The sequence below is a fragment of the Arcicella rosea genome (assembly GCF_014204325.1).
Classification (GTDB): Bacteria; Bacteroidota; Bacteroidia; order Cytophagales; family Spirosomataceae; genus Arcicella; species Arcicella rosea_A.
The window spans coordinates 25,529-38,007 of record NZ_JACHKT010000041.1 but is presented as its reverse complement, the minus strand read 5'-3'; the positions used below and the strand labels follow the sequence as shown (position 1 = coordinate 38,007).

Genomic DNA, 12,479 nt, shown 5'->3' with positions numbered 1-12,479 from the left:
TCTAAAATCTTATGTAGTTGTATTTGCATATCTTATATGTTTTGAATACAAAAATATACATTAAAAGTCATCAGCCTAATTTAAGGATTGAGCCATGTTTTTATACTACAGTGTTGTGGGGACATTGAACTATAAAGTATTCATGTTGATAGGAATCTCTTCAATATTAGTTTTGCTAAGATTACTTGTAAAACAGTTTGCTAACATGGGGTACTTAGCTTTAGTGCCAATAAGCATTTTACTGTTTTCACCACTGACGTACGAGAATGCACTATAGGCAATGGCATCTTTGCAAAATTATACGGTCGTATTATTGATGGTACTTGCTATTTACTTTATTACACAAAATAAACTAATTCTGAGTATCGTATTTTTTGCCCTATCGATTAGTACGAGTGCCCCTAGCATGATTTTAGCACCTGTCGGTTTTGTATTATATTCATTACAACGAGCAAACAAAAATGCTTTTTATTGGCTAATTGTATCTATCATAGTTATGTTTCTTTACTATGCTAATTATACACAACCAGATTATACTCCAAGCACAAGTGTAATTCTTGAAAGGCTAAAACATCCAAAAGAATTAATAGCGATTATAGCAATGCCAAGCTTGTTAATTGAACCTATTTCCTCACAACTCAAAATAAATACCATTCTTAATTATACCTTTGGATTCCTTATTTTTTCATGTTACATATCTTTCGGGATAGAAGTATTAAAGACTTACTTTACAAAAGGGAAAAAAACAAACCTATTCCTTTTTGGCGTAATGTCTATTTGTTTGGCGATTATCGTGTTGACTTTCTTTTTAAGAAATGGCAAACAGGAATCAAGGTACATGATTTATCCTTTGTTATTAACGGCTTGTACTTATTTATATCTTTTTTCAAAAATCAATACTTTTTCAAAAAACAAAGTCCTCATAAAAACATTTGTAGGGATTTCAGTAGCTTTTTCATTTGTTTTTATGGCTTATACTTATGCCATTTCTCTTACAAAATTTGCCAACAAAAGAATGGAAATGCAAGTTTTTAGTGCAAATTTTAGTTTGAATAAAAGGTATTTTTTCTTTAGAAATGATTCTACCAGAACATTTGATGACCATGAAACAATGAAACCAGTATTACTTTCAAAGCTTCCAATAAAATTCCCAAGTGGATTGCATGGTCTTAGAAAAGGTGACATGAAGTTCGTAAACGATGTAGTGGCAGTATCTTTGAAGGAAGGTGTATGTCAATTTACTCCAGAAACTGGTTCTTTAATAAAGAATATACTTGTGAAAACTTCGCTTGAAAAAAACAATCAATCTCCAAAAGCCCTATTCCAATTTCCTTTTTTTATTATTAGAAATCCTACTGGCTTTTCATATCATGGTCTTGACGAAAACCTTTTTGTAATATTTAGGTCAAATAAGTATAGCATTCTTTTTCCTGTAAGTAAAAAAGCTCCTTCAATCAGAAATATATTAAAAAAGGGCAATTTAATTCAAAATGATTTTGAAGAAAAAATACATTACGCAACCCTACCGAATGATAGCTATGACATTTACCTCTTTAGTTTTTACAACAACAACGTAAAAGTCCTAGCAAAAACACACTACGACTTAAATATCAACAGCACTACTATCAATTAAATTACGGAAGCAACAGGCACATAATAAAGAAAGCATCCCAATTATGGGATGCTTTCTTTATTATAAGAAAAATTCATCAAACGGTTGTTAAACCATTTCAATAAATTAGTCAGCTACTACTGTGAATTTCACTTTGTGTTTCACTTCTTTGTGTAAGTCAAGTGTTGCAGTGAAATCACCAACAAACTTCACTTCAGTATCCAAAGCAATTTTCTTTCTATCTACATCAAATCCTTTTTCTTTCAAAGATTCAGAGATTTGGATAGTAGTAACACGACCAAAGATTTTACCGCTTTCACCTACTTTTGCAGCAATTGCTAAAGTAATATCACCGATAGCTTCAGCTAAAGCTAAAGCGTCAATTTTCACTTTTTCAGCCTTGTGAGCTACTTGCTTGATGTTTTCAGCAAGAACTTTTTTGTTTGATCCCGTCGCTTGAACTGCGAAACCTTGTGGAATCAAGTAGTTACGGCCATATCCTGGTTTCACGTTAACTACGTCATTTTTATAACCGAGACCTGCGATGTCAGTCTTTAAGATGATTTCCATTTTTTTATTTTATTAAGGTATCAGGGCTTTATTTAAAGGCAATAGTTAAAACTATTCGCCTATTTCTTATTACCTAAAACCTATTATCTAAAACCTTATTTATGATAACTATTTCAATCCGTCAGCCACGTAAGGCATTAAAGCCAAGTGTCTAGCACGTTTGATAGCTACAGCTACTTTACGTTGAAATTTCAAAGAAGTACCAGTAAGACGACGTGGAAGAATTTTTCCTTGTTCGTTTACTAACTTCAATAAAAAGTCAGGGTTTTTGTAGTCGATATATTTAATGCCTGATTTTTTGAAACGGCAATATTTTTTGCGGATTACGCTTTTGTCAACTGGTTCGTTTACTAATGTCATGATTTCAAAATGTTGAATTTCGTGAATGTCTTACTTATTCTGCTTTAGCTTCTGCTGCAACTGGTTTCTTACCTACCAAACCTTTTTGCTTACGCTCGTTGTATGAAACTGCGTGCTTATCAAGAACAGTTGTCAAGAAACGAATCACTTTTTCGTCACGCTTGTATTCAAGTTCCAATTTAGCTACTAACGTTCCTTCAGCTTTGAATTCTACGATATAATAGTAACCAGTTTGTTTGTTTTGAATAGGATACGCCAGCTTACGTATTCCCCATGCTTCTTCGTTAATGATTTCAGCATTGTTATCCGTTAGGATTTTTTTGAACTTTTCAACGGCATCCTTTGTCTGCTGTTCAGACAAAACGGGAGTTAAGATGAATACCGTTTCATAATTACGTAATTCCATAAGTATGTAATGTTGTTTTAAAAATTGGAGTGCAAAATTACACATTCTGTTTGTAATTACAAAATGTTACCAAGAAAGTTTTTGATAATCAGCAAGATAGAGTTGATATTCGCAAGATTTGTTAATTTCTCGCCCCAGAAATAGCTGTTCCTCTTTGTTGTGCTGGTACTTTATTATTGATTTTATACCCTAAAACTTTAATTTCTGTTCGCCTATTAAGTGCATGTTCTTGCTCTGAACAATTTACGCCATCCTTACAACGGTTCAATAACTGTGTTTCTCCATAGCCTTTAGCGATAATTCGTTCTTGGGCAATTTTACCTTTCTTTACGATGAAATTGACGGCTTCATCAGCACGTTTTTGAGATAAAATCATATTATAAACTTCATCTGCTCGGCTATCGGTATGAGAACCCAACTCTACTTTGATATTCGGATTATCTTTCAGCAATTGAATTAAATTATGTAATCCTTCCCAAGCATCTTTTTTGATTTCCCATTTATCAAAGTCATAATAAATATGTTCAAGCCCCAAAACATCATTCAAATTAATTTTCTTCATACTCATCGAAGCTTCTATTAAATTAATTTGTTTAGATAGCTTACTGATATGCTCAATATCCATTCCCGAAACACAAAATACTTTACTGGAATCTTGCTGATAACAAGCTGCATTAAAATTAGCTCGCTGAGTCAGATATTCATCCAATTGTGCTAAAAGTTCATAATCATTTCCTTTTTCAAGTTTAAAAATGGCAAATCCATTTTTTACGATACTTGAGTCAATCCTTTCAGGCTTATTTCTCGTATATAGTTTCAAAAAAACACCTTCTATACTTTTACGATTATTAACATCCAACACTTTTAGTTTTAGATGAAAGTATTGCTTATTGACGGATTCGGTATTTTGTGAAAAAGCTGAAGATAAGCTCATCAAAAAGAGCAGGAGATAAATCGTTTTCATCTGTTTGATTCGTTTAAAAAATTCATTAGTTCAGACGTTTTTAGTATTCGGTTTGATGACTTCCGATGAAAATAAAAGATAGAAGCGAAATTTCAAGTAAAATTTTCAACTTTAAAAAAAGTAATTACTACGCTTATCGTAAATTTATAACGAAAATCACGGATTTATCTTTGTTAATATAATTATAAATTTCAGCATGACTTTCAACATTTGTCTAAGTCATTTTTACTAATATATTTGTATTGAATTTTAACCGCCATTAAATTTCATGAGAAAACCATTATTCTTTATCATCTCGATACTGTGTATCGGGCTGATGACTAGTTGCGATGAAAGTATAACACCTTTAGAAAAGGTTGTTCCATCAAGTGTAAAAAGCACTTCTGTCTCTACTAGCGTTAAGCAAACGCTCGTCAACGGTTTTTGGCAATACAGCGAAATCAACATGCTTGCTGGTACCAAAAATAAACTATTATTTTCAAGACAAAATAATGTTGGCTTGAGTAATACAATTTCAAAAATCCAAATCAATTTCAAATCCGACGGTACAATAACAAGTATTCAACAAGGTTTGGTTGTACAAAAAGGGAAATGGAAATTACTCAATAATGATAAACAACTAGAATTTACTATCGAAAACCATCCTGTCGAACTTTTCGATATTATTACTTTTAATAAGGATGTCATTGAATATCACGCTGTTTTGAAACAAAATAGCACTGATGAAGCTACTTGGTCGATGAATTTAGCATTTTTAGGCGTACCTCCAGCTTCGGTTACAGAAATTATAACTAGTTATAAACTATCTCCGATATAAGTGAAATAAAAGACTTCTCGAAAAGACCTGTGATGTTTTAAATCGTCACAGGTCTTTTTGTTGTATCTTTACAGCCTGTTTTTACAGAAACATTACACGAGAAAACCCTAAAATATATTATGCAGCACGATATTATCGTAATCGGTGGAGGAATCGTTGGGCTTGCTACCGCTCTAAAAATCAAGGAACAACGACCAGAAATGAAAATTTTGGTTCTTGAAAAAGAACGTGAAGTAGCCGTTCATCAAACAGGTAATAATTCTGGTGTAATTCACTCTGGGCTTTATTATAAACCCGGTTCACTGAAAGCAACCAACTGTATTAGAGGCTATCATCAACTTATTGATTTTTGTAATCAAGAAAATATTCCTTACGAATTGACGGGGAAAGTTGTAGTGGCAACCAAACACGAACAACGCCAACAATTAGAAAACCTTTATATCCGTGGTCAGCAAAATGGGCTGGAAGGTTTACGTAAAATTTCTGCTTCCGAAGTAAAAGAATATGAACCTTACGTTACTTGTGTAGAAGGAATGTGGGTACCACAAACTGGTATTGTTGATTATAAAGTCGTTTCGCAAAAAATGGCGGATAAATTAAGAACACTTGGTGCTGAACTACTCTTTAATGAAAAAGTAACTGGCGTAACCAAAGGACATTCTTTATCAATCATCAAAACAGAAAGAAATACTTACGAAACCAAATTGGTCATCAATTGTGCAGGTTTGTATTCTGATAAAATAGCCCAAATGTCACAAGACAGACCGATTGATGTGCGTATTGTTCCTTTCCGTGGAGAGTACTTTAAGATTCGTCCTGAAAAACATTATTTAGTAAAAAACTTGATTTATCCTGTACCAGATCCAAATTTCCCATTCTTAGGAGTACATTTTACTAGAATGATGCGTGGTGGAATTGAGGCTGGTCCCAATGCTGTATTGGCTTTCAGAAAAGAAGGTTATAAAAAATTAGACATCGACCCAAAAGAATTATGGGATACGCTTACTTGGGGCGGTTTCCAGAAAGTAGCGGCAAAATATTGGGAAACTGGTTTAGGTGAAATGTACAGAAGTTTCTCGAAAGCAGCTTTTACCAAAGCTTTACAAGAATTAATTCCAGATATTCAAGAATCAGATTTAATTGAAGGAGGTGCAGGTGTTAGAGCGCAAGCTTGCGACCGTACTGGTGGTTTACTCGATGATTTCTCAATCATTGAAGATGAAAAAGTAATCAATATTTTGAATGCTCCTTCGCCAGCGGCAACATCGTCTTTATCAATCGGACAAACTGTTTCTGAAATGGCATTAAAGCGATTTTAAATAAACATAATATACCAAAAACAGCCACAGAATTCTCTTAAATGAGTTTTGTGGCTGTTTCATTTTAGGGCAATTTGTTTCCTGAGAACTTATTTTTTGAGCATTGGGTTAATAAGTAGTCTTTAATTCAGCAAATTATCCACATGAAAATACTTTACCGTTACCTCAAAAAATACCAAACCACAGTTTTAGGAGCATTGCTCTTAGCTGCCATCAATCAAATTTTTTCATTACTTGACCCTTTCATTTTCCGAAAAATCATTGATGATGTAGCCACCGTTTATCGTTCCGATAATCACACCGTTCAAGAATTCCTTTATGCCATTTTACCACTTTCTGGTGCTTCCATCGGAGTCGCTTTTGTGAGTAGAGTCGCTAAAAACTTTCAAGATTACTTTATCAGTACTGTTACCCAACGAGTAGGAGCACAAATTTATGCCGATGGCATTAGCCACTCGCTTGAATTACCTTATGAATCTTTTGAAGATCAACGTTCAGGTGAAACTTTGGGTAAATTACAAAAAGTAAGAGTTGATGTTGAAAAACTAATTTCTGTCGGAATCAATATTCTTTTCCAATCGGTTATTGCTTTGATATTTATCTCGATTTATGCCTTTTCGGTACATTGGATGATTCTGCCTTTATTCTTGGTAACAGGGCCTTTGATCGCTTGGATTAGCTCGGTGTTAAGTAAAAAAATCAAAACGATTCAAATTCAAATTGTAAAAGAATCTACAGGTTTGGCAGGTTCTACCACAGAATCTTTACGCAATATTGAATTAGTAAAATCACTGGGTTTAGCCAAACAAGAAATTGCCCAACTCAATGCTACTACGCAAAAAATCTTAGCCCTCGAACTCAAAAAAGTACGTTATGTCCGTTCGATGTCTTTTGTGCAAGGTACTTGTGTAAACTTCATTCGTGCTTTAATGGTGTTGGTGTTAATCTATTTGATTTACGAAAACAAAATCACCATTGGTGAATTTTATTCATTGAATATTTACTCTTTCTTCCTTTTTGGACCTTTACAAGAAATTGGAAATGTGGTGAATACTTATCGTGAAGCAGAAGTTTCATTACAGAATTTTGAAGATATTTTTAAAATTCCTGTAGAAGTAAAACCTACAAATCCATATCCCGTTATCAGCATTGACACTTTGGCTTTTGAAGACGTTAAATTCCGTCATCAATCTGCTAATAAAGATGCTCTTCGCAAAATTTCTTTTGAAGCGAAGAAAGGTGAAACCATTGCTTTTGTTGGACCATCGGGTTCGGGAAAATCTACTTTGGTGAAATTATTAGTAGGTTTATATCGTCCGAAAGAAGGAAAAATCCTTTTCAATGGACATAACTATAATGAAATTGATTTCGACCAATTGCGTGAACGCATTGGATTTGTAACACAAGATACTCAACTGTTTTCAGGCACCATTCGTGAGAATTTATTATTCGTGAATCCATCTGCTACAGATGAACAATGTTTGGATGTACTGAAAAAAGCGGCTTGCAATACGCTGTTAGAACGTGCCGATAAAGGACTCGACAGTGTTATTGGAGAGGGTGGCGTAAAAGTATCAGGCGGTGAAAAACAACGTTTAAGTATCGCCAGAGCTTTATTGCGTAACCCGAATTTATTGGTATTTGATGAAGCGACTTCTTCTTTAGATTCATTAACGGAAGAAGAAATTTCAGAAACTATCCGTGAAGTATCGGAAGGACATACTCATCTTACCATCGTGATTGCCCACAGACTTTCAACAATTATGCACGCCGATAAGATTTTTGTCTTAGAAAAAGGTAGAATTGTAGAAAATGGCTCGCATACAGAATTACTCGACAACAAAGGTTTGTATTATGCGATGTGGAGACAACAAGTTGGTGAAAAAGATTCTATTGAAATAGAGTAAAATGCGAATCAGTGATTTAATATGGAACGTATTAAATCACTGATTTTATTCACGTTCCATACTTCTTTTCACATCTTTTTCTTTGATAGAATCACGCTTATCGTATAGTTTTTTACCTTTTGCCAAAGCAATATCTATCTTCGCAAAACCTCTGTCAGAAATATACATTCTTGTTGGAACAATGGTTAAACCTTGGTCTTTCAGTTTATTCTGTAGTTTCTTAATCTCTTTTTTGGTCAATAATAACTTACGGTCTCTGAGTGGCTCGTGGTTATAATGTGTTCCTTCGTTGTACTTCGAAATATTCATTTGTCGGATGTACAATTCCTCATTCAAGAACAAACAATAAGCATCCGTCAAATTCACTTTTCCTTGACGAATCGACTTAATTTCTGTTCCCATCAACATCACACCTGCCGAGAATTTTTCAATAAAAAAGTACTCGAACGATGCTCTTCTATTTTTAATTTCTATATTTTTTTCAATGCTTTCCTTTGCCATCTTGATATAGTTTAATCTGTTTTTGAAAAAGTGTAGGGAGAATTCTTGCTAAAAAAAGCCATACAGTAAATCTGTACGGCTTTTTCGTTGACAAAATTATAAAAACTTTAAAGAATAATCTTAATTATTTCTTTTCAGGTCCTTTTTTCTCAGCATATTCTTTGTTTAAGCCTTCTACGATTTCCTTAGTTCTGTCTGCACTATCGTCTGCAAAAAGAATTCCACCGCCACTCAAAGTATAACCTAATACGAATTCAAATTTGTTTTCAGCATTATGTTTTTTGATGTATTCACGAATGTTAGCATACAATTCTTGCATTTTTTTGCCTTGTTCTTCAGCTAAAGCTGCTTGTTTTTGTTGGCTGTACTGCTGTAATTCAGAACCTTTTTTCTTCAACATCATGTCGGCAGCTTGTAAATCTGCTTGTGTCATTGTTTGCGCTCTTTGTTGAATCGCTTGTAATTCACTTTGTAAGCCTCTTTCACGTTGACCCAAATCTACTTGTAAACGGTAGCCCTTATTTTCAAATTCTTTTTGAGCATCCTTGTAAAATTGATAGTTTGCCAATAATGAATCTGTATTGACATAAACTGTTTTCTTTTCGCCAGCGGCTGATGTCGAAGAACCAGCAGTAGCGGTTTCCTTGTTGGCAGATTTATCACACGAGAAACATCCAATTGCTAATAAGCCACTGCACAAGATTAGGGATAATTTTTTCATTTCAGTTAAAGCCCCTGCCCCAAGGGATAATTTTTGAATTATGTTTGTCTTCGGTTGGGGTATTTAGAAGATAAAAATTTAACAAATATACTAAATTTGTGGCAATTTGAAAATGAAGTATTCAGCACAACATTATACTGAAAATCAAACAGTTAATATCAAAAAGCACGCTTACCAATAAGTTATTTAATTGTTAAGAAGTTACAATTTAAGTGCTTTCATTCATTTTCAAAGCCTTCGTGCCAATTATTTATTGAGCGAACTCCTCACTAAGTAACCACTCATGCCTGCAAAACCGCCTACTAAACCGCCAATCAAAACCGTAATAACGATTAAAAGTCCAGCGTTTCCATTCAAAGGTAAAATGCTTGCAATTTTGCTAGAAAGGATACCATCTGTAGCAATATGATAATATAAAGTTACCAAAAGCCAAAGCATCGCAATGCCTCCTGCTCCTTTTCGGAAGGCTTCTCCGCTAGATTTTGCCTGTAAATAACAGGCTGTAAAAGCCGCTAATGCAATGACCCACCAATCAAAAAAGTATTGGCTCACAAAAGCCAACATAATAATGATAGAGGTAAGTGGACTAAAAAATGCTGAAACTAATTTTCCTAAAAAAGTAGATTCTTTATCGCTTGTTGAAATATTATTTGCCATCTTAAAGTGTGGTGATTAGTAAATAGTGATTGGTAATTAGCATTTCAAATTTCTAATAATTGTATTTGATAAATAAAAACGTTGCTAATATTATGCCCTTACTTCGTTAGTTTGATTGTTTTTTTGATTCTTGCTGACTTCTCGTTTTTGTTTTGTAGGAACAATAACTCATTGAGTTTTCCTTGTCGCCAAGTTTCAACCATATCATCATAATGCGGACTTCCCGGATTTCCTGATTGTCCACCCGGAATTACACCGTAACCTTTCACAGCATTATTTTTTCCTAATTGTATAATCATTCTCCAAGATGGGCCTGTGCGTTCGGTTGTGGCATTGACAATCCCAGTTCCTCCGCCAATTTTCACGTTCATTTTACTGAAAGCATCCAAACCAGGAATTAAATGTTTGATGTCGGTAGATTTATAATTTGCCCAAGCCCAAGTATCGCCCATATCGGCTTTTTGCCATTTTGCTAAACTATCCAAAGTAGCGGTTAAGGAAGTACTGGCTAATTCTTCTAATGTTTCTACTTTGTTCTTTGTATTTACATTGTCAAACCATTTTGCAGTTGGTTCTTGCTTGATTAACTGAATGGTTTTATCCAAAGATGGATACTTCATCGGAATATTTTCATCGTAAGCAAATTCATCTTTCCAGATAGATTCGTACAATAAATTCGACCATGTTTCAAAAATCGTTGGGGCTATTTCGCCTACATCATTTTGTTTATTCCAAGTTTGCAATACTTTGATGGCTTTGGCTTGTTTGGCTGTTGGTGCTTTTACCAAGCTGATTAATTTGTCCAGTATGCCAGCCGCTTTAAGATTATAGTTATCGTTTTGCAAAGCTCTTAAACTATCTACTGTAATCTTACTCATGCCTTCCAAACGCTGATTGATGCGTCTGCCACGTTCTGATGCCGCAAATTCCCAATTGATATAATATGGATAAATTGGGTCGGTAGATGATTGATTGGCTGAACTCACAAAGCCTCTCGCTGGATTTTTCACATGTGGATTGTGTGCATGAGGAATAAACCCTTGCCAATCTGCCATTTTATCGGTTCCATCTAAAATATACTTCCCTTGTAATTTCGCTTTCAATGGAAATTTACCATTTACCCAAAGTGCAATGTCGTCTTGGTTACTTGCAAAGACAAAATTCTGTGCTGGTGCAGCGTAGAAGCTTAAAGCTTTTACATAATCATCATAATTTTTGGCACGATTTAACTGATAGAAAGTTGTTAATTCTTGCGATTTATCGTGTGCAATCCATCTAAGTGCATGACCCGTCGGAATATTTTTCTTGAATGGTTTTTCATTATCTAAATATACAATTGGACCATGATGTGTAAACAGAACAGTATCTAACACAACTTCTCCATTCTTCATAATGTATCTTTCAGGACGCTTAGTAATCTTTTTCCATTGTCCGTCGTGCCAATATTCATTCATTTTGGCATCTTTAAATTTCACTTCATACCAGTCAACTATATCAGCCCCTACATTGGTTACTCCCCAAGCGATATCCTTATTAAAACCACTGATTACATTCGGAGTACCCGGCATAGTAGCACCATAAACATTGACATTTGGCCCAACCAATTGCATTTGATACCAAATAGAAGGAAGGCTTAAAGTAAGGTGTGGGTCGTTTGCTAAAAGGGGTAAACCCGAAGCAGATTTACTTCCGCTAACTGCCCAGTTGTTTGAACCAATGCCTTTGTCACGTTCGGTACTTGCTTTCATACTTCCAGTTCCTACAAAGTCAGCTGGTGCTTTTGGTAAAGGTAGTGGTGTAAAATCTTGTGGTGTTCCTGTTGGAATAATTGGACTTTCTTCAAAAGGATAATTCGGAAAAAGTTCTTCGGCTACTTCTCTGCCATACTTTCTCAAAATATTTGTCATGCGTAAATCGTCTGTGCCAGAAGCTAATACGAAAGACATATTTTTCAAGAACAAAGCACTTTTGATAGGCGTCCAACGCTCTGGTTGATAACCCAACAATTTATATTCTACGGGTAATGTTCTTACTTTTAGCTGGTCGATATAGGCATTCACTCCTTCTGAGTAAGCTTCTAAAGCTACTTTCGACTGTGGGTCTTCCATCATGCCTGCCAAAGATTTCTCCGCACCATATACTGCCCCCATTCTACGGTTGTACTTATCAGATTCCAAGGCTTTTTCACCCACAATTTCCGTCAGCCTACCTGCTGCATAATGTGTTTGAAACTCCATTTGCCAAAGTCTGTCTTTCGCCGTAACGTATCCTTGGGCTAAATATAAATCGTGGTCATTATTGGCAAAAATATGCGGAATACCTAGTTCATCATATTCAATGGTTACTTCATCCTGCAAACCTGCTAATTGTAAAGAACCCTGAACAGGTTTATCGCTCAAAGGTTTTTCGGCATTTACCCAAAAACCGGTAAAAGGACTCAGAAAACGCCCAAAGGCAGGAGCTGTTCCCCAACCTCTATTAAGTGCATAACATAAAGCAATGGTGAAAGCAAGCGAGACAATGGCTTTAGAATATTTCATTGAAATCAGTGAATGTTAGTTTGACGATAATTGCACTAATTTAGAGAAATTTTATATTAAACATAGCTCCGCAAGGAAATAAAGGAAGGAATCTTGATTGAGAAT

12 protein-coding genes are annotated in these 12,479 nt (G+C 34.8%); 4 read left to right on the top strand and 8 right to left on the bottom strand.

All coding sequences use genetic code 11. The features are described 5' to 3' along the window. Positions 1-406: 406 nt before the first annotated feature. The gene (locus HNP25_RS19520) at positions 407-1,633 is read left to right on the top strand and encodes a hypothetical protein (RefSeq protein ID WP_221432516.1); all 1,227 of its coding nucleotides are present in this window, start codon (positions 407-409) and stop codon (positions 1,631-1,633) included. A gap of 105 nt (positions 1,634-1,738) precedes the next feature. Here HNP25_RS19520 and rplI read toward each other — a convergent pair whose 3' ends face one another. The 4 genes from rplI to HNP25_RS19500 all read right to left on the bottom strand — a co-directional run bounded on the left by rplI (position 1,739) and on the right by HNP25_RS19500 (position 3,912). Continuing rightward, positions 1,739-2,182, bottom strand: a complete 444-nt coding sequence (gene rplI / locus HNP25_RS19515; RefSeq protein ID WP_184137060.1) for a 50S ribosomal protein L9 — start codon at positions 2,180-2,182, stop codon at positions 1,739-1,741. Between the two features lie 108 nt (positions 2,183-2,290). Then, on the bottom strand, positions 2,291-2,542 hold the full coding sequence (gene rpsR / locus HNP25_RS19510; protein ID WP_184137058.1) for a 30S ribosomal protein S18: 252 nt from the start codon (positions 2,540-2,542) through the stop codon (positions 2,291-2,293). 34 nt (positions 2,543-2,576) lie between these two features. After that, entirely contained in the window at positions 2,577-2,948 is a 372-nt protein-coding gene (gene rpsF, locus HNP25_RS19505) for a 30S ribosomal protein S6 (protein ID WP_184137056.1), read from the bottom strand. A 121-nt stretch (positions 2,949-3,069) separates the two neighbouring features. Beyond that, positions 3,070-3,912: an OmpA family protein gene (locus HNP25_RS19500; RefSeq protein ID WP_184137055.1), complete on the bottom strand. Its 843-nt coding sequence runs from the start codon at positions 3,910-3,912 to the stop codon at positions 3,070-3,072. Positions 3,913-4,180: 268 nt separating this feature from the next. On the opposite strand from HNP25_RS19500, the gene HNP25_RS19495 reads away from it, so the two are divergent. The 3 genes from HNP25_RS19495 to HNP25_RS19485 all read left to right on the top strand — a co-directional run bounded on the left by HNP25_RS19495 (position 4,181) and on the right by HNP25_RS19485 (position 7,955). Continuing rightward, positions 4,181-4,729 (top strand): hypothetical protein, encoded by a 549-nt coding sequence (locus HNP25_RS19495; RefSeq protein ID WP_184137053.1) that lies wholly within the window; start codon positions 4,181-4,183, stop codon positions 4,727-4,729. Between the two features lie 119 nt (positions 4,730-4,848). After that, positions 4,849-6,048, top strand: coding sequence for an L-2-hydroxyglutarate oxidase (gene lhgO, locus HNP25_RS19490; RefSeq protein WP_184137051.1), 1,200 nt, complete (start codon positions 4,849-4,851; stop codon positions 6,046-6,048). 143 nt (positions 6,049-6,191) lie between these two features. Then, the gene (locus HNP25_RS19485; RefSeq protein WP_184137049.1) at positions 6,192-7,955 is read left to right on the top strand and encodes an ABC transporter ATP-binding protein; all 1,764 of its coding nucleotides are present in this window, start codon (positions 6,192-6,194) and stop codon (positions 7,953-7,955) included. A gap of 45 nt (positions 7,956-8,000) precedes the next feature. On the opposite strand, the gene smpB is transcribed toward HNP25_RS19485, so the two are convergent. From smpB to HNP25_RS19465, 4 genes are all read right to left on the bottom strand, one after another. Next, positions 8,001-8,456: an SsrA-binding protein SmpB gene (gene smpB / locus HNP25_RS19480; protein WP_184137047.1), complete on the bottom strand. Its 456-nt coding sequence runs from the start codon at positions 8,454-8,456 to the stop codon at positions 8,001-8,003. A 124-nt stretch (positions 8,457-8,580) separates the two neighbouring features. Next, complete coding sequence (locus HNP25_RS19475) at positions 8,581-9,177, bottom strand: OmpH/Skp family outer membrane protein (RefSeq protein WP_184137045.1); 597 nt, start codon at positions 9,175-9,177, stop codon at positions 8,581-8,583. 246 nt (positions 9,178-9,423) lie between these two features. Further along, a complete protein-coding gene (locus HNP25_RS19470) occupies positions 9,424-9,834 on the bottom strand; it encodes a hypothetical protein (protein WP_184137043.1) in 411 nt (136 codons plus the stop codon). Between the two features lie 98 nt (positions 9,835-9,932). Continuing rightward, positions 9,933-12,374: a penicillin acylase family protein gene (locus HNP25_RS19465; protein ID WP_184137041.1), complete on the bottom strand. Its 2,442-nt coding sequence runs from the start codon at positions 12,372-12,374 to the stop codon at positions 9,933-9,935. Positions 12,375-12,479 lie beyond the last annotated feature (105 nt).

Bases quoted from the DNA above. Each gene is read 5' to 3' on its own strand.
- HNP25_RS19520 (WP_221432516.1), top strand. From the start codon at position 407: ATGATTTTAGCACCTGTCGGTTTTGTATTATATTCATTACAACGAGCA.
- rplI (WP_184137060.1), bottom strand. From the start codon at position 2,182: ATGGAAATCATCTTAAAGACTGACATCGCAGGTCTCGGTTATAAAAAT.
- rpsR (WP_184137058.1), bottom strand. From the start codon at position 2,542: ATGACATTAGTAAACGAACCAGTTGACAAAAGCGTAATCCGCAAAAAA.
- rpsF (WP_184137056.1), bottom strand. From the start codon at position 2,948: ATGGAATTACGTAATTATGAAACGGTATTCATCTTAACTCCCGTTTTG.
- HNP25_RS19500 (WP_184137055.1), bottom strand. From the start codon at position 3,912: ATGAAAACGATTTATCTCCTGCTCTTTTTGATGAGCTTATCTTCAGCT.
- HNP25_RS19495 (WP_184137053.1), top strand. From the start codon at position 4,181: ATGAGAAAACCATTATTCTTTATCATCTCGATACTGTGTATCGGGCTG.
- lhgO (WP_184137051.1), top strand. From the start codon at position 4,849: ATGCAGCACGATATTATCGTAATCGGTGGAGGAATCGTTGGGCTTGCT.
- HNP25_RS19485 (WP_184137049.1), top strand. From the start codon at position 6,192: ATGAAAATACTTTACCGTTACCTCAAAAAATACCAAACCACAGTTTTA.
- smpB (WP_184137047.1), bottom strand. From the start codon at position 8,456: ATGGCAAAGGAAAGCATTGAAAAAAATATAGAAATTAAAAATAGAAGA.
- HNP25_RS19475 (WP_184137045.1), bottom strand. From the start codon at position 9,177: ATGAAAAAATTATCCCTAATCTTGTGCAGTGGCTTATTAGCAATTGGA.
- HNP25_RS19470 (WP_184137043.1), bottom strand. From the start codon at position 9,834: ATGGCAAATAATATTTCAACAAGCGATAAAGAATCTACTTTTTTAGGA.
- HNP25_RS19465 (WP_184137041.1), bottom strand. From the start codon at position 12,374: ATGAAATATTCTAAAGCCATTGTCTCGCTTGCTTTCACCATTGCTTTA.